This is a genomic window from Hypericibacter terrae, assembly GCF_008728855.1.
GTDB lineage: Bacteria > Pseudomonadota > Alphaproteobacteria > Dongiales > Dongiaceae > Hypericibacter > Hypericibacter terrae.
Window position 1 is genome coordinate 62,745 of sequence record NZ_CP042906.1, and the last position, 22,026, is coordinate 84,770.

Sequence of the window (22,026 nt, forward strand, 5' to 3'; positions counted from 1 at the left end):
GGCCCCGCTATCCCTCTTGAAATGGGACAGAAGCACGGTTTTGTCGAGACGATAAGGCGCCGCAGCTCTGCTCAGACCCGCTCGCCGCCGACCTCGCCCTCGGCCGCCGGCGTCTGGCCGCCGCGGGCGCGGGTGAGCATATAGAGCCCAGCGCCGACGATGAGGGCCGCACCCGCGAGCGTCGCCAGGCCGGGGATTTCTCCCCAGAAGGTGAAGCCCCAGAGGCTGGCCCAGATCAGCCCGGTATATTCGAAGGAGGCGACCAGATTGGCCTCGGCCATGCGATAGGCCTGGGTCAACAGCACCGTGCCGATCGCGGCGATGGGGCCGGTCGCCGCCATCAGCAGGAAGTCAGTCATGCTCGGCATCGTCCAGGCGCGCAAGAGGAAGCCGAGGCTGCCGGTGTTGTCGCCCTCGTACCCGCCCTGGCCGAACAGCCCCGCCATGACGAGCGCTCCCGTCAGGAACAGGAGGTTCTGGTAGAAGGCCATGACCGGCGCGCTGTCGGTGGCGCCCAGCCGGCGCGCCATCAGTGCCGCCGTGCCATAGCAGAAGGCCGACGCCACGGGGAGCAGGGCTGCCCATTCGAACAATCCGCTGGCGGGGCGCATCATCACCACCACGCCGGCGAAACCGACGATGGTGGCGATCCAGCGATTGAGTCCGATCTTCTCGCCGAGGAAAGGGCCCGCGAGCGCGGTGATGAAGAGGGGAACGGTGAAATAGAGCGCGACGATGCTGGCCAGCGGCAGGACCGGGAAGGCCAGGTAATAGGCGGTATAGGACACCATCAGCGCCGCGCCGCGCAGCGCCAGCCAACCCATCCGCGGCGAGACGAGCGCGCGAATGCCGCCATGCCAATGCAGCATCGCCAGCAGGATCGGGATGCTGATGAGGCAGCGAATGGTGATGACCTCATGGACCGGATAGCTGCCGGCCACAGTCTTGACCACCACATCCTGGAACGAAAAGATGAACACGCCCGCGAAGAGCGAGGCGATGGCCATCAGCGATCGGCGATCGCGCAAAGACGGCAAGTCCGAGGCTCCCCCGAGCCGCCAATTCCGGTGATGAAGCGCCCGGGTAAGCGCTGCGGCGAATCGGCGTGCGGGCGAGACTATCAGATCGGGCGGGGTTTGCGTGAGGTGCCGGAAGGAGGGGTGCGATCTCGATCTATTGTCCCCTCTCCCGCATGCGGGAGAGGGGATAGATTAGGGGTCACGCGGCCGCCGCGTCTCCGGATTCGGATTCGAGCATCGCCGTATTGACGGCGGCGAGGGTGCCATGGGCCGGGGCCTGGGGCAGCGTCACCACCGGGCAGGCCGCGCGCAGCCGGTCATGGAAGTCCAGGATCGCATGCTCATAGTTGGAGAGCGGGCCGGGCTCATAGCCGTTCGAGCGCAGGCCCATCTGCACGCGCTCGCTCAGATCCCGGTCCTCATGGCCGACCTGCCGGTTGATGCGCGCGTTGAGATAGCGCAGCACCTTGGCCTCGCGCCGCGCGTCGGGCCGGCTGAAGACCGGGTAACGCATGACGCAGGTCTCGGCCGTCTGGGGCAGGATCTGGAACACGTCCATGCTGTCCGGATAGATGTCGATGCCGATGTTCGGGGCCATCGAGAAGAACAGCCAGGTGCGGCGCGTCTTCTCCGGCAGGTCGGTCAGGACCTCGGGCGCCATCTTCTGATAGAGCCGCTCGCTCCAGACCGTCGAGGGCCGCTCCTTGAGCACGCTCTCGCTCACCGCCACGCCATGTTCGTTGATCTCGCCCATGAGGTCGCTGTCGAGCATGCGGTGATAGCCTGGATGGCCGATCGGCACGTGGTAGTTCTCGAGATTGTTGTCGACCGCGACCTTCCAGTTGCAGTTCCAGCTGCCGGTCCAGAGCTGCTGGATCGGCTCCATCTCCTCCAGCCGGTAGGGCCGCGCCATCTCGATGAAGTCCTTGAACATCTCCTCGAGGCTGGGGCCGCCCGAAACGAGCCGCACGAAAACGAGCCCGAGAACGATCTCCATCTCGACCGGCTTCAGCCCGAAATCGGCCTTCTTCATGCCGGGGAAGGTCTGCTCCGAGGGCACGCCCATGAGCCTGCCGTCGAGCGCGTAGGACCAGCCGTGATAGGGGCAGCGGATGCGGCCCTTGCAGCTGCCGGCGCCATCCAGCAGCTTCGAGCCGCGATGGCGGCAGACGTTGGAGAAGGCCCGGATCTCGCCATCCTTGCCGCGCGTGACCAGCACGGAATCGCGCATCATGTCGAGCGTGGCGAAGTCGCCCGGATTCTTCAGCTGGTTCACATGGCAGACGAACTGCCAGGAGGGCAGGATCACGCGCTGATATTCGAGCTCGGTCAGCTCCTGATTGAAATAGGTCCAGGCCGGCAGGCCGCGCGTCATCGAATCGACCTCGGTCAGCGCAATCGGGGTCTGTTCGTTCATGGCGGTCTCCTGTCGCTTCATATCGATCGGGGTCATGGCGGTATCCAACTCAGGTCGTCAGGGTAAAAGCCTCGGGAAACATTCCGGCGAGGTAGTTCAAGGCCGTGCGCTGGGCTATCCCACGGTCGAAGGCAGCGCCTTCGACCATGATCTCCTGCCAGAGATATTCGAGGACGCCGATGAAGCCGGTGGCGACCGCCTCGGCGTCGAGATGGCGATGGCCGCCGCGCGCGATCAAGTCGGCGACGATCCGCACCATGTCCTCGTGGTAGCGGGTGTCGATGACGCCGACCCGCTCGAGATAGGTGCTGCGCGATCCGGCCTCGCCCCAGAAGGCGTACCAGACCGCGACCTTGTCGGGCGCCGAGACGGCGGGATCGAACATGGTGGCGATCAGCCGCTTCAGCGCCTCGACCGGATCGGTCGCGGAATCTTGGAGCGCGCTCGCGCGGGCCCGCTCGAACTCGGTCGAGAGATGGTCGAGCACCTCGACCAGCAGCGCCTCCTTGCGCTTGAAGTGGAGGATCACGGTCCCGGGGGCCACCTTGGCCGCCAGCGCCACGCGCTCGACCGTGGTGCCCGACAGGCTCTGGCGCGCGATCACGGCGATGGTCGCCTCGAGGATCGAAGCCCGGGTCGCGGCTCCGCCCTGGGGCACCGTCCGGATCGCTCTCAGCGCTGCGGCCATGGGACCGAAATCCTTCTAGTTTCGTTTCAGTTTCAATACGATAAGACTACTGAATGAATATTCATTTACAGTCCCCGGGGGCCCGTGTCAAGCTCCCCTCCGGAAATCCAGCCGGTGCCAGGACTTAGACGACGGGTGCAGGATCGGCTTCCGGGCCGGTTGGGAACGGCGATCGAGGGGGGGACGGGGATATGAGCGGCTTGCGGCGGTGGGTGGCGGCGTTGGCGCTGGCGACGGGCGTGGTGGCGGGTGTGGGGTCAGCTTCGGCCGACGAGCCCGGCATCGACCTCCGGGTCATGACCTTCAACATCTGGTATGGCGGCGCGCAGGTGGATGCGGGCCAAGTGGTCGAGGCGATCAAGGCGGCCAAAGCCGACATCGTGGGCTTGCAGGAACCCGACGGCACCGCGCGCGCCATCGCGACCGCGCTGGGCTGGCCCTATGTCGACGAGCGCCGCCACATCATCTCGCGCTATCCGCTGTTCGATCCGCCGGGCGATCCGCTCTATGTCTGGGTCGAGCCCGTGCCCGGCCGCATCGTCGCGGTCGCCAATGTCCATATGCCGGCGACGCCCTATGGGCCCGAGGCGGTGCGCGACGGCCAGGATCTGGCGGCGGTGCTGCAGATGGAGACCGACACGCGGCTGCCGGCGATCCAGCCTTATCTCGAGGCGCTGCCGAAGGTGGCGGCCGACGGAACGCCGGTGTTCCTCACCGGCGATTTCAACTCGCCCTCGCATCTCGACTGGACCGAGGCGGTGGTGAAGGTGCGCCCGCAGGTGAAATATGCGGTCGAATGGCCGGTGAGCAAGGCGCTGGCCGATGGCGGCCTGCATGATTCCTATCGCGAGGCCCATCCCGATCCGGTGGCGCAGCCGGGCTTCACCTGGACCGCGGGCTATCCCCATCCCTGGGTCAAGCCGAACGAGACCTTCGACCGCATCGATCTGGTCTGGAGTGCCGGCAATGCCAGCGCTACCGCAAGCCAGGTCGTCGGCGAAGCGGGCGGACCCGACGTCGATGTTCCGATCACGCCCTGGCCGTCGGATCATCGCGCCGTGGTCTCGACCTTCCATGTCGTGCCGGGTGTGGCGCCGGCGATGGTCGGGATCGACCGGCGCATCGTCACCCAGGGCGACGATTTCATCCTGCGCTTCGTCATCGGCAATCGCGAGGATGCCCGGATCTCGGTAGTGCCGAAGGGCGGCGATCCGGCGAAGAGCGCCATCGCCAGCATGGCGACGGGCGATGCCAGCGATCGGCCCTCGATCAAGTTGGGCTCGACCTTCATGAAGGCCGGCGCCTATGACGCGGTCCTCGCCGATGCCGATGGCAAGGAGCTGGCCCGCACGCCCTTCTGGGTCCTGGCGCGCGATGCCGTGCCGACGCTGGCGGTCAAGAAGGCGAGCTACAAGCCAGGCCAGACGATCGAACTTTCCTGGCACAACGCGCCCGGCATGAAGTTCGACTGGATCGCGGTCTTTCATGCCGGCGATCCGGATATCTACAACTACATCGCCTATATCTATACCGGCGCCACGGTCGAGGGGTCGGGCGCCTTCGACAGCGATGCGCTGGGCGGCAAGCTCGAACCGGGCAAATACGAGTTGCGCCTGCTGCGCGACGATTCCTACGTGCTGCTGGCCAAGGCGGAATTCACGGTGAAGTAGGACGAGGGTCCGGCCCCGACTCTCTCTGGATCGCCTCGTGCCCGGCCCGTTATGCTGGAACGCGAAGCGAGAGGGAGAGGAAAATGCCAAAGATCGATCTGGCATCCGTGCCGGGCCGCGAGGGGACCGACTATCCGCCGCCTTACGACGTGCCCTGCCGCGATCGCGTCCGCCAGGCGCTGGGGGATGCCGCCGGGCTGACCCTGTTCGGCGTCAATCTTCTGCGGATGGCGCCGGGAACCTGGTCCAGCCAACGTCACTGGCACACGGAGGAGGACGAGTTCCTCTGGGTCCTCGAAGGCGAGGTCATTCTGGTCACCGAAGAGGGCGAGACGCTGCTGCGCGCCGGCGATTGCGCGGGCTTCAAGGCCGGCATCGCCGATGGCCATCACCTGCAGAACCGATCCGGCCGTCCGGCGCTGATCCTCGAGGTCGGCTCGAGGCGGCCGGACACGGATGCTGCCGATTATCCCGACATCGATCTTCGCTGGCAGCCGGCGGGCTATACCCGCAAGGACGGGACGCCCTATTGAGCGAAGGCCGCTATTTGCCGGAGAGCGTCTGTGCGAACAGCTTGTATTTGGTCTGGGCGATCTGGGCGGTGCGATAGAAGTTGATCAGCTGATCCCAGGGATCGGCAATGCGCTGGATGCCGGAGATGAAGACCACCAGGGTGCTGACATTGGTCTGTCCCTGGATCACGAACCAGCCGCCGACCATCAGCACGACCAGCGGTCCCAGCGCGTCGAGGAAGTTGCCGAGATAGGTCAGGACGAACTTGCGCCGATAGATGCTCATCCGGAGACCGTAGGCGACATTGACGAGCGAGCGGAAGCGGCCCGAGGCTTTTCGGCTGCTGGACCAGGTGACGATCTCATGGCCGATGCGCCGCACCACCTTGGCGTGGCCGCGGGCGAGGCGATTGATCGCCTGCTGCACCATGCGGACGATGAAATAGTGCGGCGTGTAGATCAGGGCGGCGAGGCTGGCGATGCGCCAATCCACCCATGCGAGGTAGCCGAAGACGAAGATGATCGTTCCGCCCTGCAGCAGGGGGATGGAGATGCTGTCGCCGACGAAGCCGCCGATATCCTCGGTCTCGGACGCCGCCATCGACACCACCGTGCCGGGATCGGCCAGAAGGCCGCCATGCTTCGTGCTGCGCCGGTCCTCGCTGGTGTAGATGGCATTGCGCAGGCGGCGCGTGACGTCCTCGACCACCCAGCCACGCGTGAGGTTCAGGGCATATTTCAGGGTCTGCTGCCCCAGGATCGTCGCCAGGTAGAACAGGCCGAGAATGATGAGGTGATGGAAATCCTTCTGTCCGAGGGCCTCGTCGACCATGCGTCGTTGCAGATCCAGAGGCACCGTCGCCAGGGGGATGATCACGGCAGACAGCAGGCAGATTACGATCTGCCCGTGGGCACTGACCTTCCAGATATAGCGATAGATCGATCTCGGCATGCGGCCCCTGCGAGGCAGCCGCCGTCCGGTTCGAACCGAAGGGCCAGACGCATCCTCGATCCGTAACCCTGGACCGCCGGGAGACAAAAATCAAAGCGGCTGCGAAGACTTTGGATGCCTCGGGCTGATCTGTCGCGGGCTCGTTCCGCCCTCTCCAATGGTCGGGCACCGGTTCTTGACCCGAGGCCAGGCGGCGATTTCGAGGGAAGCCGTTCCTGCCGGAACGAGAAATCTCAACGCCCCAGGGGCTGGTGATGCCCGTCGCCCTCGAGCGTCTGCACGAACAGGCGATATTTCGTCTGGGCGATCTGGGCTGTGCGATAGAAGTTGATGAGCTGGTCCCAGGGATCGGCGATGCGCTGCATGCCGGAGATGAAGACGACCAGCGTGCTGACCTTGGTTTGGCCCTGGATCACATACCAGCCGCCGGCGACGAGGACGACGAGGGGCCCGAGCGCATCGAGAAAATTGCCCAGCGAGGTCAGGATGAACTTGCGCCGGTATATCTTCATGCGCAGGTCATAGGCGAGCTGGACGAGCGAATGGAAGCGACCGGCGCCGCGCTGCTTCTCGATGTCGCCCACCAGCTGCTGTCCGAGGCGCCGCACCACCTTGGCCTGGCTGCGGGCCAGCCGGTTGATCGCCTGCTGCACCCAGCGCACGATGAAGTAATGCGGTGTATAGAGCAGCGCCGCGAGGCTCGCGATCCGCCAATCCACCCAGGCGAGATAACCGAAGGTGAAGAGGATCGTGCCGCCCTGCACCAACGGCACCGAGACGCTGTCGCCGACGAAACCCGCGATGTCCTCGGATTCGGAGGCGACCATCGCCACCGCCGTGCCCGCATCGGGCGGCGTCCCCGGCTGCGCCGTGCCCAGACTGTCCTTGCCGCGATGGATCGTTCGGCGCAGGCGGCGCGTGACGTCTTCCACGACCCAGCCGCGGGCGATGTTCAATCCGTATTTCAGGCCCTGCTGCGCGAGGATCGAGCCCAGATAGACGAGGCCCAGGACGATCAGGAGCCGCAGATCCTTATTGCCCAGCGCGGTATCGACCATGCGCCGCTGGAGCTCCAGCGGCACCGCGGCCAGCGGGATCAGCAGCCCTGAGAAGAGGCAAACCATCAATTGGCCCTTGCGGCAGGTGCGCCAGATGAAGCCATAGATCGAAGCCGGCATCGGCTCCAGCCCGGCCCGATCCTCGTCTCGCGGCCGATCTGGAAAGGTCGCCTCGCGCGAGGTCGCCGGCGGTGAGCGCTCGGCGCTGGGGTCGGGCGAGGCGACGGTCGTGGCTTGGGTCATCCGGCAGTAACGGATGAACCCGCCTCCGAATTCCCCCGATCCTGCATCGGGATGTTTGGCAGGCGGAGCAACGCATTGCGGGCACGCCGTTGAATTCTCGGGGGGCCGGAGCGGCTTTCGAGCTCGGCCCGTTACGGGCGGGCGCGCCTCTGCGGGGGCGGCGGAATGCGGAAGGACGCGGCGCTCTGGGTCTCGGCGGCATAGGCCGGATCGACGATCGCGACTTCGTTGTCCATGCAGAGCGAATGGTGATCGCGCTTGCCGGTGATCCAGCCGCGATGCCATTCGCCGTCCTGCACCAGCAGATCGCTGATATCGGCGACCTCGAAGCAGCGCCACCGCTCCTCGCCGGATTGGAGCGCATGGCTGGAGGTGCCGGCGAACTGCCAGGCGAAGAGATGCCATTTGCCCTGCTTGGTGCCGAGGACATGCGGGCAGGCCTGCCGGGCATGACCGTTGATCATGAAGGTCAATTGCCGGCGGTCCCTGATCGCGTCGGTGATCAGGACGACTTTGTCCATCAATGTCTGCATGGGCCACCTCCTTGAGGTTGGCGGCGAGACCGTATTCCTAAGGGCGCCGAAAGTCCAATCGCGCGCCGGGATTCCGGCGCCGGCCTGCGCGCGGCGGCGACGCGGGAAGCGCCGGAATCCCAACCCTACCGCGCCGATAACGGCGTCTCCGGCCTGCGACACCGCGATGGCGGAACGGCCCGGACAGGCGGGTCCGAGTCGTTCAACCTCCTTGGGAGATTCGCCAAGGCGGTGGTGGAGCCGGGCCGACTCATGTAAGACCTCGTTACATGGCGTGGTCGAAGGACAAGGGGCGGGGGCAGGGCCCGGGCGAGGAGCCCGGCAAGCGCGGCTATCATCACGGCAATCTGCGCGAGACGCTGATCCGCGCCGCCCTCGATTTGATCGGCGAGAAGGGGCCGGCCGGCTTCACCTTCGCCGATGCGGCGCGCTGGGCCGGGGTCAGCCCCGCCGCGCCCTACCGTCATTTCCGTGACCGCGATGCGCTCATGGCCGACGTCGCGCGCCAGGGGTTCGAGCGGTTCGAGGCCTTCCTCAAGACCGCCTGGAACGACGGAAGGCCGGATCCCTTCACTGCCTTCAACAATCTGGGGAAGGCCTATCTCGCCTTCGCGCGCACCGAGCCCGCCTATTTCGCGGCGATGTTCGAGGCCGGCATTCCGCTCGAGACCAATCCGGAGCTGCGCCAGGCGGGCGACCGCGCCTTCGCGATCCTGCGCACGGCCTCCGAGGCGCTGGCCGAAAAGCTGCCCAAGGCCGGGCGCCCGCCCGCTTCCATGATGGCGCTCCATATCTGGTCGATCTCGCATGGCATCGCCTCGCTGTTCGGGCGCGGCGACGCGGCCCGGCGCAAGCTGCCGATGACACCGGAAGAGCTGCTGGAAGCGGCGGTCCTGATCTATCTCCAGGGACTCGGCTGGGGCGGTTCGGACGGCAACAGCAGCCCGCGCTGAGGCTCGCTCGGGCTTTTTTCGCGGATTCTCGGGTCGCCGTCTTGACAGGTCAGCCGGCATCTCTTACGTATGTGAATGTCATTAACATTCACATGGGGCGGTCGACATGGATATTGCCGCGAAGCTCGACGACATCGGGAAGCCCGCCTGGATCGGAGTGACGGTCCTCGGCTTCATCCTCTTCTGGCCAATCGGACTTGGGGTCCTGGCCTATCTCATCTGGAGCGGACGCATGGGCGGTTGGAAACGGGATTTCGACGGCATGAACAAGGCGCGCGGCCGTTGGTATGGCCCCTCGGGTTGCGGCTGGGGCCGCAGCCGGTCGCAGGCGACCGGCAACCACGCCTTCGACGAATATCGCGCGGACACGCTGCGCCGGCTCGAGGAAGAGGAGCGCGAGTTCCGGGAGTTCCTCGATCGGCTGCGCCAGGCGAAGGACAAGGCCGAGTTCGACCAGTTCATGAACGATCGCCAGCGCCGCGGACCGGACGCCCAGCCGCAGGGCTGACGCTTCCGTCGACGGCGAGTGCTTTCCCAAAGACACGGGCCCTGGCTTCGAGAGAAGCCAGGGCCCGATGTCGTTTCAGCCCGCCATGATGAGTGGAGCCATCACTCGACCGTGAAGGTCGTCCACATGCCCGCCATGTAGTGGCCGGGCACATTGCAATAGAGCAGATACTTCCCAGGCTTGAGCGTCACCGTCAGCTTTCCGGAGGCGCCAGGATCGAGTTCCGACACTTCGCCGAGATCGCCCGCGTTATCCTCGTCGACGCGACTCTCATTTGCGATATAGGGCTCCTGCTTCGACGGATCTTCGAGGCGCGCCAGGATCATTTCATGGATCGTGTCCTTGGAAATGTTCTTCACCACGAAGGTGATCTCGCCCGCTTTCGCCTTCGGCGGCGATGCCTTGACCCTCATCGTCGCCATGGACATGTCCATGGCGCCCATGTTCATGCCCATATTTGTCGGCATGTCGACATTGGCGCCCTTGTCCGAGAGCAGCACCGTCACCGTCGTGCTGGCGGCTTGCAGGGGGCTGGCGAGAGTCCCGGCCGCGATCATGGCGGCGACGGGCAACAGCAGGCGGAATTTCGGGATACGCATGTCTTCCTCATCATGGTTCGAGACGTCGCGCGGGTCCGCATCGGCGATGCGGCCTCTCCGGTCAGCCTGATGATGGTGCGCGTTTCGGCGGCGCCGACATGAAGGTCGCTGGCGCCGCTCCACAGGCGAGCGCTGCCCGATATCCGACGGCCCCCGCCGATCTCCCGCGGAACTCCGGCAAGCGTCAACCTGGCATGCGCGCGGGGCGGGTCGCATTGATCTGGCGCAAGCCGCGCGCCCATGGGACCTCCCCGCGCCCGCCATCGCGAATCGAAAGCGCCGGGCCTCGTTCGACCCGGCGCTTCATGGCACAGACCGCACGGCCGATGAGATCTACTGCACCGTCACTTCCGTCCACATGCCGTTGGCGAAGTGGCCGGGGATGTTGCAGAACAGCAGATATTTTCCGGGCTTGAGTTTCAGGCGCAGCGCGCCCGCCTTGCCGGGATCGAGCTCCGAGACCTCGCCCAGATGGCCGGCGGCGTCCTCGTCGACGCGGTTCTCGGCCTCGTTGTAGGGCAGTGGCGACTTGGCGTCGTGCACCGGCACCACGATCATCTCATGGATCGTTTCGCTGGAATTGTTGGTGACCTCGAAGGTGACCTCGCCGGCCTTCACCGCCGCCGGCACCGCGCGAACGCCCATGGTCGCCTTCGACATGTCGCTGCCGCCCATATTCATGCCGAGATTCGTCGCCATGTCGGCGTTGGTCCCCTTGTCCCACAGCGTCACATTGACGGTGGAGGCGGCCATCGCCGATCCGCTCAGGGTCGCGGCCAGCGCGATCGAACCGAGGGGAAGAAGGAATGCCAATCTGAAAGCCCGCATGATGTCCTCGTAACAAGATTGATGATGAGTGCTGCGCCGGAACCGGCCGGGCAGGCTCTATCTAGCGACGCCGGCTGTCGCCAAGCTGTCGGAGGGAAACCGGGAGATCGCGGTAAACGGGGGTTAACGAGGCGTAACGTCGCAGTGCCCGGCCCCGCCCGGAGGGGAATGCTACTCGGCGGCGTCGCTGCGCCGGGAGAGCAGCGGGATCGCGGCGAGGAGCGCCTTGGTGTAGTCCTCGCGCGGATGGCTCAGCACCTGCTCGGTCGCTCCATATTCGACGAGCTTGCCCTGGCGCATCACCGCGACCTGCTCGCAGAGATAACGCACCACCGCGAGGTCGTGCGAGATCAGGATCAGGGTCAATCCCATCTCGCGCCGCAGCCGCTCGAACAGGCCCAGGATCTGCGCCTGGATGGTGACGTCGAGCGCCGAGGTCACCTCGTCGGCGATCAGGATCTCGGGCTCGAGGGCCAGCGCGCGCGCGATGCCGACGCGCTGGCGCTGGCCGCCGGAAAGCTGCGTGGTGCGTCGTTCCAGGAGATTCTTCGGCAGCTCGACCTTCGCCATCAGGTCGGCCAGGCGTTCGGGAATCTCGCGGTCGCTGCAGAGGCGATGCTGGCGCAGCGGCTCGGCCAGGGTCGCGGCCACGGTCATCGCCGGATTGAGCGAGAGGAACGGGTCCTGGAACACCATCTGCATCTTGCGCTGCTCGGCGGGAGGCCGTTCCCGCAACAGGCGTTCGATCGGCTTGCCGTCGACCAGGATGCGGCCCGCCTGGGGTGCCGCCAGCCCGATCAGGCTGCGGGCGATCGTGCTTTTTCCCGAGCCCGATTCGCCGACGATGCCGAGCGAACCGCCGCGCGGCAGGGTGAAGGAGACGCCATCCACGGCGGTGACGACATGGGCCGGCCGGCGCATGACCCAGCCGGTCAGGCTCTGGGCCGAGCGGAACTCCACCTTCAGCCCCTCGACCGCGAGACGCAGCGCCGGCTTGGCCGTGACGTCCGTCTTGCGCACCGCCGGTTTCATCAGCGAGGGCTGCGAGGCGATCAGGCGCTTGGTGTAGTCGTTGCGGGGCGAGGTCAGGATCTGCTCGACCGGGCCGGTCTCCATCACCGCCCCGTCCTTCATCACCACGACCCGGTCGCACATCTCGGCGATGACGCCCAGATCGTGCGAGACCAGGATCAGCGACAATTGCCGCTCGCGCCGGATGCGGCGCAGCAAGGCCAGGATCTGCGCCTGCACCGTGACATCGAGCGCGGTGGTGGGTTCGTCGGCGATGAGGATATCGGGCTCGCAGGCGAGCGCCGCCGCGATCATGACCCGCTGGCGCATGCCGCCCGAGAGCTCGTGCGGGTAGGCGCCCGCACGCCGCGCCGGGTCGGTGATCTGCATGTCGCGCAGGAGCTCGACCGCCTTGAGCTTCGCCTGGCTCCAGCTCAGGCCCTGATGCAGCACCATCCCTTCGCCGACCTGGCGCCAGACCGGCATGATCGGATCGAGATGGGTCGAGGGATTCTGGAAGATCATCGCGGCCGTCTCGCCGCGGAAGCGCAGCAGCTCGGCCTCGCTCATCCCCAGGACGTCGGTGCCTTCGACCAGGATTCGGCCCGACCGCACCGTCGCATTGCCCGCGATCAGCTTCAGGAGCGCGCGGCAGGCGACGGTCTTGCCCGAGCCGGATTCGCCGACGATCCCGAGCGCCTCGCCGCGATTGAGGGAGAAGGAGACGCCTTTCAGCGCCGTCACGGATCCGTACTGGGTGGCGAAGTCGATGGCGAGATTCTCGACCTTGACGAGTTCCTCGCCCCCGTTCGTCTCCGTGGCGCCGGCCTTGTCGGTCATCCTCAAGGCCCCGTGTTCAGCAGGCGGGCGAGCCCGTCGGCAATGAGCGAGAGTCCGAGCGCCAGGATACAGATCGCGAGACCGGGAAAGAAAGCGATCCACCAAGCGGTGGTGAGATAGTTGGCGCCCTCGGCGATCATGGCACCCCATTCGGGCGTTGGTGGCTGCACGCCCAGCCCCAGGAATCCCAGCGACGAGCCCAACACGATGGTCAGGACCGCGTCGGTCATCACGAACACCGCCGAGGGGATCATGGCGTTTGGCAGCACATGGAACAGCATGGTGCGGACATGGCTGAAGCCCATGCTGCGCGCCGCCAGCACGAAATCGGCATTGCGCAGCACCAGCGCCTCGCTGCGCACGAGGCGCGCATAGGTGACCCAGTTCACCAGCGTGAGCGAGATGAAATAGCTTCGCAAGCCCGACCCCAGCACCGCGACGATGGCGATCACCAGCACGAAATAAGGAAAGGAGACGGTGATCTCGAAGATGCGCATCAGCACGGAATCGATGCGCCCGCCGAAATAGCCGCCGAGGAGGCCGATGATGGTGCCGAGGATGATAGGTCCGACGACACCGAAGAAGGCCATCATCAGATCGGCGCGCGCGCCATGGAGGAGGCGGCTGAAGATGTCGCGGCCGAGCGCGTCGGACCCCAGCCAATGGGCTTCGCCGGGAGGCTGCAGGATATTGAGGACGTCGACCTTGATCGGGTCGTATTCGGTGAGGAGCGGGGCCGCCAGCGCCAGAAAAACCCAGATCAGGGTGAGGGCGACACCCACGACCAGCGTCGTCGGCAGCGACGCCCAGAGGCGTGCCAGACGGTTTTGCGAAGGCCCTGCGATCGTGGCGCTCACAGTTTCACCCGCGGATCGAGCAGGACCGTCACCACATCGACGATGAAGTTGGTGATGACGATGCCGAAGGCGAGGACCAATGTCATCGCCTGCACCACGAAATAATCGCGGGTCAGCACACCGCGAATGAGAGCCTGGCCCATGCCCGGGATGTTGAACACATTCTCGATCACCACGGTGCCGCCGATCAGGAAGGAGACCACCACGCCCATCAGATTGACTGTCGGCAGCAGCGAGTTCCAGAACACATGGCGGCTGAAGATATAGCCTTCGGACAGCCCCTTCGAACGGCCGGCCGTGGCGTAGTCCGCATCCATCTGCTGGATGAAAGTCGCCCGCAGATTGCGGGTCAGGATCGGCGTGACGCTGATCGCGATCGTGAGAGCCGGCAGGAACAGGTGATAGAGGTTGTCGAAGAAATTGGGGCTGTAGCCCGAGACCGGGAACAGCTTGAATTTGAGGCAGAAGCCCAAGATCAGCATCAGCCCGACGAAGTAAGAGGGGATTCCGACACTGCCCACGCAGACGAGGCGAACCACCTGATCGAGCCAGCGCCCGCGTGAGCGGGCCGCGGCGGTCGCGAGCGCCAGGGTGAAGGCGACCGAGAGCGCCAGGCCATAGAGGATCAGATAGAGCGTGGGCTCGATGCGATCCAGGATCACCCGGCCGACCGGGCTGCGATAGATGATGGATTGCCCGAAATCGCCGCGAAGCGCGTTCAGCACGAAATAGAAATACTGGACCAGGATCGGCTGATCGAGGCCGTAGCGGGCGCGGATGAAATCGACGGCGTCTTGCGAGGCCTTGGGCCCCAGCATGATGCGCACCGGATCGCCGGGCGTCATCTGAATCAGGATGAAGGTGATCAGGCTGATCCCGATGATGACGGGAATCAGCTGCACCGGCCGTTTGAGCAGAAACGCGAAACGATCCATGCGCCGATGATTCGCTGGCCGTGATGGGAGAAGCAAGAATGCATCCGGGTCCGAACCGGTCTTGGGAACCGGCCCGGACCCGCGATGCGACCGGAAACCTAGACCAGATCGGTCTGATCGATCTCGGAGAACTGGAGACCGATATTCAGGATCAGGTCCTTGACCTTCGGGCTGTAGGCATTGAGCCAGGCCGGATAGTAGAGCGCGACCTGCGCCACCTCATCCACGGTGATCTGCTGGATCTTGGCATAGATGGCGCCGCGCTTGTCGCCCTCGACCTCGCCCGCCCCCTCCTCGATCAGCTTGTTGACCTCGTCGTTATTGTAGCGGGTGTAGTAGGACTTGTTGTCGCCGGCACCCCAGGCGCACCAACGCAACGCATTGTCCGGATCGCGCGTCTCATTGTACCACCAGTTGATCTGGGACTGATAATCGCCGTCGATCAGCCGCGTCCAGACGCTGGTCGGATCGACCTTGGCGACGTTGGCAGTGATGCCGACTTCGGCAAGCTGCGCCTGGATCAGCACGGCGGTCTTCTCGTCGTCGGAGGTGCCGGCGGCAACCATCAGCTCGAAGCTGGCGTCGCTGACGCCCGATTCCGCGAGCAGGGCCTTCGCCTTCGCCACGTCGCGCTGGATCACCGGCAGCGATTTGTCGAAGTAATTGAGGGCAGGGCTGAAGATCGAGTTTGCCGGCGTGCCGGTGCCGAGCGTCACCGTATCGCAGATCGCCTTGCGATCGATGCCGTGGCTGACCGCCTGCCGGAACTTCAGATTGTCAAACGGTGCCTTCGAGTGGTTGATCAGCAGTTCGTAGGTCACGCTCGAGGTTTCGGGGTCGGCACGGAAGCCGGCCGCCTTGAGTTCGGCCAGACGCGCGATGGGAACGCCGATATTGACGTCGAGTTCGCCCGCCTGGAGCATCGAGATGCGGGTGTTGTCGTCGGGCACATAGCGGAACTCGATGCCGTCCAGATGCGGCAGGCCTTGGCGGTAATAATGCTCGTTCTTCGCCAGGACCACGCGGTCACCCGGCTTCCAATCGACGAACTTGAAGGGACCGGAGGTGACGGGCGCCTTGGCGAAGGCATCGTCGCCCATTTTCTCGACCGCGGCCTTCGGGACGATGCCGGTGTTCCAGATCTCGGTCAGGGTCAGGAAGGGCGTGAATTTGCGGTCGAGCGTCATGACGACCGTCTTGGCGTCCTTGGCCTTCGCTTCCTTGAGCGGTTGGAAGGGCGCGGCGTAGGCCGAATCCTTCTGGAAACGCATGCGGGTGTAGCTGAAGGCGACATCCTCGGCCGTGATCGGCGAGCCGTCGGCGAACTTGGCGTCGCGCAGATAGAACGTATAAACCAGCCCGTCGTCGGAGATGTCCCATTTCTCCGCCAGGCCCGGCCCGACCTCGCTTCGGTCGGCATTGGCCTGGAGCAGGCGGGCGAACATCAGGCCCTGGATCATGATGTCCGAGCCATAAACGGTCTTGATCGGATCGAGCGTCAGCACGTCCGATCCGTAGCCCATGCGAAGGATCTTGGCGTCGGCGGCGCGTGCGCTGAAGGCCAGGCCGGGCAGCGTGGCCAGGCCGGCGGCGAAGGCGGTGGTTTGCAAGAATGAACGGCGATCCATGGCGTTGAGTCCTCCTGTTGGGGGTCGTTGTTTGTTGTTGGTTGACGAGAGGCGAATCCGGCAGTCCGATCCCTTCTGTTCCGATTCAGATCCTGGTCACATGCAGTGCCGGGCGGCGCTGGTCCCAGCGGTACTCCTGCTCGAGCTGGCGCGCGAGGCGCAGCAGCAGGTCCTCGCGGCCGAAGCCGGCGGCAAACTGCACGCCGACCGGCAGGCCCGTCTTCGTCCAGCCCAGCGGCAGCGAAATCGCCGGCGAGCCGGTGCCGTTGAAGAGCGCGGTGAAGGTTTCCTTCGGCGCCAGGTCGTCGAAGAAGCTGTCGACGGTGCGGCCCGGGCGATCCGGGCCGTAGGTGCCGACGGGTTCGGGCGTGATGGGCGCCGTCGGCGTGACCAGAATGTCATGGCGCGCCAGGAATTCGCCGACCGCACGCGTCACCCGGTCATAGACCTCGAGCCCCGTCACCAGTTGCGCGGCCGAGAGGGTCTGGCCATGGCGATAGACGGCGATGGTCGTGGCCTGAAGCTCGCTCTCGTCGACCGGCTTGCCCAGCGCCGCGGCCAGATCGTCCAGCGACGGGGTCATGGTGGCGGCCCAGATCACCTTCTGCGCCGCGAGGAAGGCGGCATAGTCGAAGCGCGGGCTCGCCTCCTCGACATGATGGCCCAGCGCCTCGAGCTGCTTGCCCGCTTCCCTCGTCACCCGCACCACCTCCGGATCGAGCGGATAACCCGACCAGGACTCCGTGCAGAGCGCGACGCGCAGGGGCTTCGGCGGCGTCTCGATCGCCTTCGCATAGCTGCCGGCGGGCGGCGCGATCTCGTAAGCGTCGCCCGGTACCGCGCCGGAGGCCAGGTCGAGCAGCGTGGCGCAGTCGCGCAGGCTGCGCGTCAGCATGAAAGCGGTGGCGAGCCCCAGCAGCGGCGCGTTCGACTCCGGCGCGCCGCTGACGCGTCCGCGCGACGGTTTGAGGCCGACCAGGCCGCAGAAGGAAGCGGGGTTGCGGATCGAGCCGCCGCCGTCGCCGCCTTGCGCGAAGGGCACGATGCCGGCCGCGACCGACGCAGCCGAGCCGCCGCTCGAGCCCGCGACGCCGCGCGACGGATCCCAGGGATTCTTCGTGGCGCCATAGAGCGAGGATTCGGTCGCGGCCGCGAGCCCGAATTCCGACGAGGTGGTGCGGGCGAGATTGACGAGCCCGCCGGCGCGCAGTTTCTTCCAGAAATCGGAATCCCGGGACGCGCGGAATTCGCGGGCGAAGACGCTGCCGAACTGCGCCTTGCGGCCCGCCTCGATCGGGAAATCCTTGGTGAGGGTGGGAAGCCCGCGATAGGGCCCGGGGCCCGGCGTCTCCGACAGCCCTTCGAAGGCATCTTGGTAGATTTCGATGACCGCATTGAGCTTCGGATTGAGGGCGCCGATCGCCTCGATCACGGCCGCACCCAACTCGCGCGGCGTGGTCTCGCGCCGCTCGATCAGCGCGGCCAGGCCCAGCCCGTCAAAGGAGGCGAGCTCGGCGGCCCTCATGAAGCGACCCGCGATGGAGCGCGCTTACATGTCACCGAAGTCTCCGAAATAGTCCTGCAGCGCGGTCAGGTGCTTGATGCGCGCCGGCACTCGCTCGCCCAGCCGCTCGATCACGGATTCCAGCAGCAGCTCCAGCAGCGCGACCGTGCTGACCGTGCTGTCCCAGAAGACCTCGCCCTCGCCGGGATCGGTCAGCGAGACGTCGGCATCGTCGGCCCAGGCGCAATAGATGTCGGTGATGGCGATGACCTTGATGCCCATGGCCTTGGCCCGATCGGCAAGCGGTCCGGCTTTGCGCGCATAACGGCGCGATTCGATTATGACGAGGCAGGTCTTGCGCGGCTCGCCGTCGAAGAGATCGACGAAGGTGCCGTCCTCCCCGTCGAGGAAACGCACGCCCGGCCGCGCATAGTCGAGCTGCGAGGCGAAATAGTCGCCGATGCCGCGGAGATTCTGGAACGACACCACGAAGACGCGCGGCGCATCGGCGATGAGCTTGACCGCCTTGCCCCAGGCGGGCGTCGAGGCCTGACCGAAGATCCGGGTCAGATTGTCGATATGGGCCTGCAGCTGGCGGCCCTGGATGCCGGCGCCATTGCCGTTGCGCTTGCCCGGCGTCGGCTCCTTCACCTGCCAGGCGGAGTTGGGGCCGCGCGCGCGCAGATCCAGGGTGAGCTCGCTGAGCTTGCGATAGCCCAGCCGGCGCAGGAAGCGGCCGACCGTGACCGCGCTGACGCCGACCTTCTTGGCGATCGACGCCGCCGTCTCAAAGGGAAGATCCTCGAGATGGGCCTGGAAATAGCGCGCCAGCAGCGTCTCGGACTGGGTGCGCCAGTGCGATTTGGAACCGAGCCTGCCGAGAATCTGATCCTGGCTCATGCCCGAAACGCCATCCATGTAACAATAATAACAATCTTGCAAAAATGTTATCGGTGTTACATCGGCGGAGTCAAGCGATCCGGACGCGGAACCTGTGGAGCAATCCGCGCTTCGCGGCCGCGACCTTTTCTGAAACGGCGCTGAACAGCGGAATGGCGCGACGCCGGAAGCGCCGGCCTCGCCGCCGCCTCAGGACACGGCCGCGGCTCCGGTCCCCTGACTCGGCGCCGCCCGAGAGCAATCCATCCGCACCGCCGGCATCGAGCCCGCCTGCGGAGGACAGCGCCTCGACGGCCGGGCCGGTTCCCGAGACGCCGCCGCCCGCCGCCCCGGCGACGGATAGCGTGGCGATCGAGCCGGCACCGGCCTCTCCGGCAGAGACCGCCCCGGCCGACGCCGCGCCGCAGACGCCTGCAGCCCCCGCGGAACCCGCCTCGCCACCGGCGACCGAGCCGGTTCCGCCGCCGGGCGCACCGGACGAGGACGAGGCATCGCCGGCCGCGCCGCCGGAGCCCGGCGCCGAAGCGCCCGTACCGGCGCCGGAACCCGCGCCCGCCGCGGAAGCTGCGCCGCCGCCCCCGCCGGAAGCCCCCGCCACCGCCGAACCCGCGCCCGCGCCCGTCGAGGAGACGTCGTCGGTCACCGCGACCGATCCCGCGGCTGCGGCCGGCGGTGAGACGGTGCCGGCACCGGAGCCTGCGGCGCAGCCCTGACCGCCGGCGGCCTCGGCGTCACGATGGCGCCGTCATGAACGGGTTCTCATATCCGGAGCGGCTTGACCGCTGCCGAACCTGCTAGAGTGGTGCCGCCGCGCCCGGCCCAGGGGGCAATTTTCGGCGCGGCACCCGATTTGGCTTCGTGGGAAATGGCATGACGTTCGCGACGCGTTGGTTGCTGCCCCTTTGTGCTGCAGCGCTCTGGGGTCTGGTCGGCTGCAGCTCTGCTTCCAATGAGCCGGTCAAGGCACAATCGACCGCCCCGTCCGCGGACTCGGCGGTGACAACCGCGCCCGCAACGGTGCTGCCATCGCCCGGCGCCAGCGTCGCCGCGCCGCCCTCCGCGCCGGCCCCGGATACAGCCGCAACCAACCCGACCGAACCGGCAGCTCCGCCACCCGAAAAGACGTCGCTGCCCGGCACCGAGGCCACCACGCCGGCTGTTGTGGCACCGGCCGAACCGGCTGCGGTGGCGCCGGCCGCGTCGGCTGAGAATGCGACGGCCGAGCCGACCCCGGCCGCCACCGCGACGTCGCCGGCCCCGAGCGAACCCGCCCCGAGCGAACCCGTGTCGACAGCGACCGGCAGCGAGCCGCATTCGCTGGGCGCGGCGGCGCCGGCGTCACTGCCGGCCGAGCCGTCGGGTACTGCCGAGCCTGCCAACGCCGCGCTGGCGCCGCTGGGCTCCGCTCCCGCCGCAACGACCGAGCCGAGCGCGGCGACAGCGGCTTTGCCCGCCGCAGCGGAGACGCCGCCGGCCGCCATGACGTCGCCCGCCAGCGACGAACTCACGCCGTTGGGATCGGCGTCCGCAGCCTCGCCCGCCGCGCCTGCGGTCCTTCTCGCCCCCGCGCAAACAGTACCGGCCGCCGCCGAACCGGCGTCGACGGAACCGGCACCTGTCGCCGCGACCGCCGCTCCCGCATCGACGGAACCCGCGCCTGTCGCCATGCCCGCCACTCCTGCTGCCACGGAACCCACCACGGCCTTGATCACGCCGCTGGGGTCAGCGCCCGCAGCGCCGCCCCAGCAAAGCGCGACGGCGCCGGTAGTTCCATCGCCGCCGCCCGCCGACCTGGGGACGGCGCCGCATTCGCTGGGGGCGACCGAGACGGCGCCGGCCGTGGCGCCCGCGACGGAGTAGCCGCCAGCGCGCCCATCTGTCATGGCGCCGTCATCGACAGGCCGCTATACCCGGGACCGCATGAGCCCTGCGCCGAACGATTCATCCTCCCATGGCGTGAGCCTCGCCGCGGCGTTCCGCGTCTGGCTGCGCGTGGCGCTGCTGAGCTTCGGCGGGCCGGCCGGGCAGATCGCGGTGATGCATCGCATCCTGGTCGAGGAGAAGCACTGGATCTCCGAGACGCGATTCCTGCATGCGCTCAATTACTGCATGCTCCTGCCGGGCCCCGAGGCGCAGCAGCTCGCGACCTATGTCGGCTGGCTGATGCATCGCACCCGCGGCGGCCTCATGGCGGGCGGACTCTTCGTCCTGCCGGGTGCCATCGCGATCATGGCTCTCAGCTATGTCTATGCCGGCTGGGGCCACCTCCCGGTCATCACGGCATTGTTCTTCGGCCTGAAGGCCGCCGTGCTCGCGATCGTGCTCGAGGCCGTGGTCCGGATCGGGCGACGCATCCTGAAGAGCCGCGTCATGATCGCGATCGCGGCCCTCGCCTTCCTGGCGATCTTCTTCGTCGGCGTTCCGTTTCCGGCGATCATCGCCAGCGCGGCCTTGCTCGGCTTCGCCGGCGCCCGGTTCGGATGGCCGGCCTTCCTGCCGCCCGTCGGTAAGAATGGCGCCGGCATGGCGAATGCGGCGGATGACGGCAGCCTGCTCGGCGAGACGGCGCCCGATCATGCCAGGCCCTCGACGGCGCGGTCGCTGCGCACCGCCGCGATCTGGCTGACGATCTGGCTCGGGCCTCTGCTCGTTCTGCTGCTGGTCTTCGGGCCCGCCGACGTCTTCAGCCAGATCGCGGTCTTCTTCAGCAAGATGGCGATGGTGACCTTCGGCGGCGCCTATGCCGTGCTGTCCTATGTCGCGCAGCAGGCGGTCGAGCATTATGGCTGGCTCAAGCCCGGCGAGATGCTGGACGGGCTCGGCATGGCGGAGACGACGCCGGGGCCGCTCATCATGGTGCTGCAGTTCGTGGGCTTCATGGCGGCCTATCGCGATGCGGGGTCGCTCCTTCCGATGCTGGCCGGCACCCTGGGCGGGCTGCTCGCGACCTGGATGACCTTCGCGCCCTGCTTCCTCTGGATCTTCCTGGGCGCGCCCTTCATCGAATCCCTGCGCGGCAACAAGGCGCTCAATGGCGCGTTGTCGGCGGTGACGGCGGCGGTCGTCGGCGTGATCCTCAATCTCGCGATCTGGTTCGCGATCCACGCGCTGTTCGCGCAGACGATCCCCGTGCGCGTGCTCGGCCTGTCCTTCGACCGGCCGGTGCCCGGCAGCCTCCGCCCCTGGGCGTTGATCCTGAGCCTCGTCGCCATCGCCGCGATCTTCCGGCTCAAGATCGGCATGCTGCCGACCCTGGCGCTCTGTTCGGCCGCAGGCGTGGGGCTCTATCTCCTGGGCGTCAAGGGCTGAGGGCCGGACGAGAGCGGCTCACGGGCGTCGCCTATGTCGGCCTCGATCGCCGGCAAAATCCG

The 22,026-nt window shown here is 66.7% G+C and carries 21 protein-coding genes; 5 read left to right on the top strand and 16 right to left on the bottom strand.

The window, feature by feature from the left end:
- Nucleotides 1-71 precede the first annotated feature (71 nt).
- From FRZ44_RS00300 to FRZ44_RS00310, 3 genes are all read right to left on the bottom strand, one after another.
- The gene (locus FRZ44_RS00300) at nt 72-1,037 is read right to left on the bottom strand and encodes a DMT family transporter (protein WP_225308474.1); all 966 of its coding nucleotides are present in this window, start codon (nt 1,035-1,037) and stop codon (nt 72-74) included.
- Nucleotides 1,038-1,218: 181 nt separating this feature from the next.
- A complete protein-coding gene (locus FRZ44_RS00305; RefSeq protein WP_191908328.1) occupies nt 1,219-2,436 on the bottom strand; it encodes an aromatic ring-hydroxylating oxygenase subunit alpha in 1,218 nt (405 codons plus the stop codon).
- Nucleotides 2,437-2,485: 49 nt separating this feature from the next.
- Nucleotides 2,486-3,124: a TetR/AcrR family transcriptional regulator gene (locus FRZ44_RS00310; RefSeq protein WP_151175304.1), complete on the bottom strand. Its 639-nt coding sequence runs from the start codon at nt 3,122-3,124 to the stop codon at nt 2,486-2,488.
- A 191-nt stretch (nt 3,125-3,315) separates the two neighbouring features.
- Here FRZ44_RS00310 and FRZ44_RS00315 point away from each other — a divergent pair, with 191 nt between their 5' ends.
- Both FRZ44_RS00315 and FRZ44_RS00320 read left to right on the top strand, forming a co-directional pair.
- A complete protein-coding gene (locus FRZ44_RS00315; protein WP_151175305.1) occupies nt 3,316-4,794 on the top strand; it encodes an endonuclease/exonuclease/phosphatase family protein in 1,479 nt (492 codons plus the stop codon).
- Between the two features lie 83 nt (nt 4,795-4,877).
- Nucleotides 4,878-5,327, top strand: a complete 450-nt coding sequence (locus FRZ44_RS00320) for a cupin domain-containing protein (RefSeq protein WP_151175306.1) — start codon at nt 4,878-4,880, stop codon at nt 5,325-5,327.
- 10 nt (nt 5,328-5,337) lie between these two features.
- Here the strand turns inward: FRZ44_RS00320 and FRZ44_RS00325 are convergent, their stop codons facing one another.
- The 3 genes from FRZ44_RS00325 to FRZ44_RS00335 form a co-directional block, all read right to left on the bottom strand.
- Entirely contained in the window at nt 5,338-6,258 is a 921-nt protein-coding gene (locus tag FRZ44_RS00325; RefSeq protein ID WP_151175307.1) for an ABC transporter ATP-binding protein, read from the bottom strand.
- 233 nt (nt 6,259-6,491) lie between these two features.
- A complete protein-coding gene (locus FRZ44_RS00330; RefSeq protein ID WP_151175308.1) occupies nt 6,492-7,559 on the bottom strand; it encodes an ABC transporter ATP-binding protein in 1,068 nt (355 codons plus the stop codon).
- A 131-nt stretch (nt 7,560-7,690) separates the two neighbouring features.
- On the bottom strand, nt 7,691-8,092 hold the full coding sequence (locus FRZ44_RS00335; RefSeq protein ID WP_151175309.1) for a WYL domain-containing protein: 402 nt from the start codon (nt 8,090-8,092) through the stop codon (nt 7,691-7,693).
- Between the two features lie 269 nt (nt 8,093-8,361).
- Between FRZ44_RS00335 and FRZ44_RS00340 the strand changes: the two genes are divergently transcribed.
- Both FRZ44_RS00340 and FRZ44_RS00345 read left to right on the top strand, forming a co-directional pair.
- Nucleotides 8,362-9,045, top strand: coding sequence for a TetR/AcrR family transcriptional regulator (locus FRZ44_RS00340; RefSeq protein ID WP_151175310.1), 684 nt, complete (start codon nt 8,362-8,364; stop codon nt 9,043-9,045).
- A 106-nt stretch (nt 9,046-9,151) separates the two neighbouring features.
- Complete coding sequence (locus FRZ44_RS00345) at nt 9,152-9,553, top strand: DUF2852 domain-containing protein (RefSeq protein WP_151175311.1); 402 nt, start codon at nt 9,152-9,154, stop codon at nt 9,551-9,553.
- A gap of 101 nt (nt 9,554-9,654) precedes the next feature.
- Here the strand turns inward: FRZ44_RS00345 and FRZ44_RS00350 are convergent, their stop codons facing one another.
- The 10 genes from FRZ44_RS00350 to FRZ44_RS00395 form a co-directional block, all read right to left on the bottom strand.
- Nucleotides 9,655-10,152 (bottom strand): plastocyanin/azurin family copper-binding protein, encoded by a 498-nt coding sequence (locus FRZ44_RS00350; RefSeq protein WP_225308475.1) that lies wholly within the window; start codon nt 10,150-10,152, stop codon nt 9,655-9,657.
- Between the two features lie 333 nt (nt 10,153-10,485).
- Nucleotides 10,486-10,965 carry a sulfocyanin-like copper-binding protein gene (locus tag FRZ44_RS00355; protein WP_225308476.1) on the bottom strand — a complete coding sequence of 160 codons (480 nt, stop codon included), beginning with the start codon at nt 10,963-10,965 and terminating at the stop codon, nt 10,486-10,488.
- Between the two features lie 186 nt (nt 10,966-11,151).
- On the bottom strand, nt 11,152-12,831 hold the full coding sequence (locus FRZ44_RS00360) for a dipeptide ABC transporter ATP-binding protein (protein ID WP_151175312.1): 1,680 nt from the start codon (nt 12,829-12,831) through the stop codon (nt 11,152-11,154).
- A 2-nt stretch (nt 12,832-12,833) separates the two neighbouring features.
- On the bottom strand, nt 12,834-13,688 hold the full coding sequence (locus FRZ44_RS00365; RefSeq protein WP_225308477.1) for an ABC transporter permease: 855 nt from the start codon (nt 13,686-13,688) through the stop codon (nt 12,834-12,836).
- Nucleotides 13,685-14,623, bottom strand: a complete 939-nt coding sequence (locus FRZ44_RS00370; RefSeq protein ID WP_151175313.1) for an ABC transporter permease — start codon at nt 14,621-14,623, stop codon at nt 13,685-13,687. The genes FRZ44_RS00365 and FRZ44_RS00370 overlap by 4 nt, the downstream gene beginning before the upstream one ends.
- A 98-nt stretch (nt 14,624-14,721) precedes the next feature.
- Complete coding sequence (locus FRZ44_RS00375) at nt 14,722-16,251, bottom strand: ABC transporter substrate-binding protein (RefSeq protein WP_151175314.1); 1,530 nt, start codon at nt 16,249-16,251, stop codon at nt 14,722-14,724.
- 85 nt (nt 16,252-16,336) lie between these two features.
- The gene (locus FRZ44_RS00380; protein ID WP_151175315.1) at nt 16,337-17,776 is read right to left on the bottom strand and encodes an amidase; all 1,440 of its coding nucleotides are present in this window, start codon (nt 17,774-17,776) and stop codon (nt 16,337-16,339) included.
- 24 nt (nt 17,777-17,800) lie between these two features.
- Nucleotides 17,801-18,655 (bottom strand): MurR/RpiR family transcriptional regulator, encoded by an 855-nt coding sequence (locus FRZ44_RS00385; RefSeq protein ID WP_191908329.1) that lies wholly within the window; start codon nt 18,653-18,655, stop codon nt 17,801-17,803.
- A 70-nt stretch (nt 18,656-18,725) separates the two neighbouring features.
- Nucleotides 18,726-19,298, bottom strand: a complete 573-nt coding sequence (locus FRZ44_RS00390) for a hypothetical protein (RefSeq protein ID WP_151175317.1) — start codon at nt 19,296-19,298, stop codon at nt 18,726-18,728.
- 151 nt (nt 19,299-19,449) lie between these two features.
- The gene (locus FRZ44_RS00395) at nt 19,450-20,322 is read right to left on the bottom strand and encodes a hypothetical protein (protein ID WP_151175318.1); all 873 of its coding nucleotides are present in this window, start codon (nt 20,320-20,322) and stop codon (nt 19,450-19,452) included.
- Nucleotides 20,323-20,575: 253 nt separating this feature from the next.
- Between FRZ44_RS00395 and chrA the strand changes: the two genes are divergently transcribed.
- Nucleotides 20,576-21,964 (top strand): chromate efflux transporter, encoded by a 1,389-nt coding sequence (gene chrA / locus FRZ44_RS00400; RefSeq protein ID WP_191908330.1) that lies wholly within the window; start codon nt 20,576-20,578, stop codon nt 21,962-21,964.
- Nucleotides 21,965-22,026: the final 62 nt, after the last annotated feature.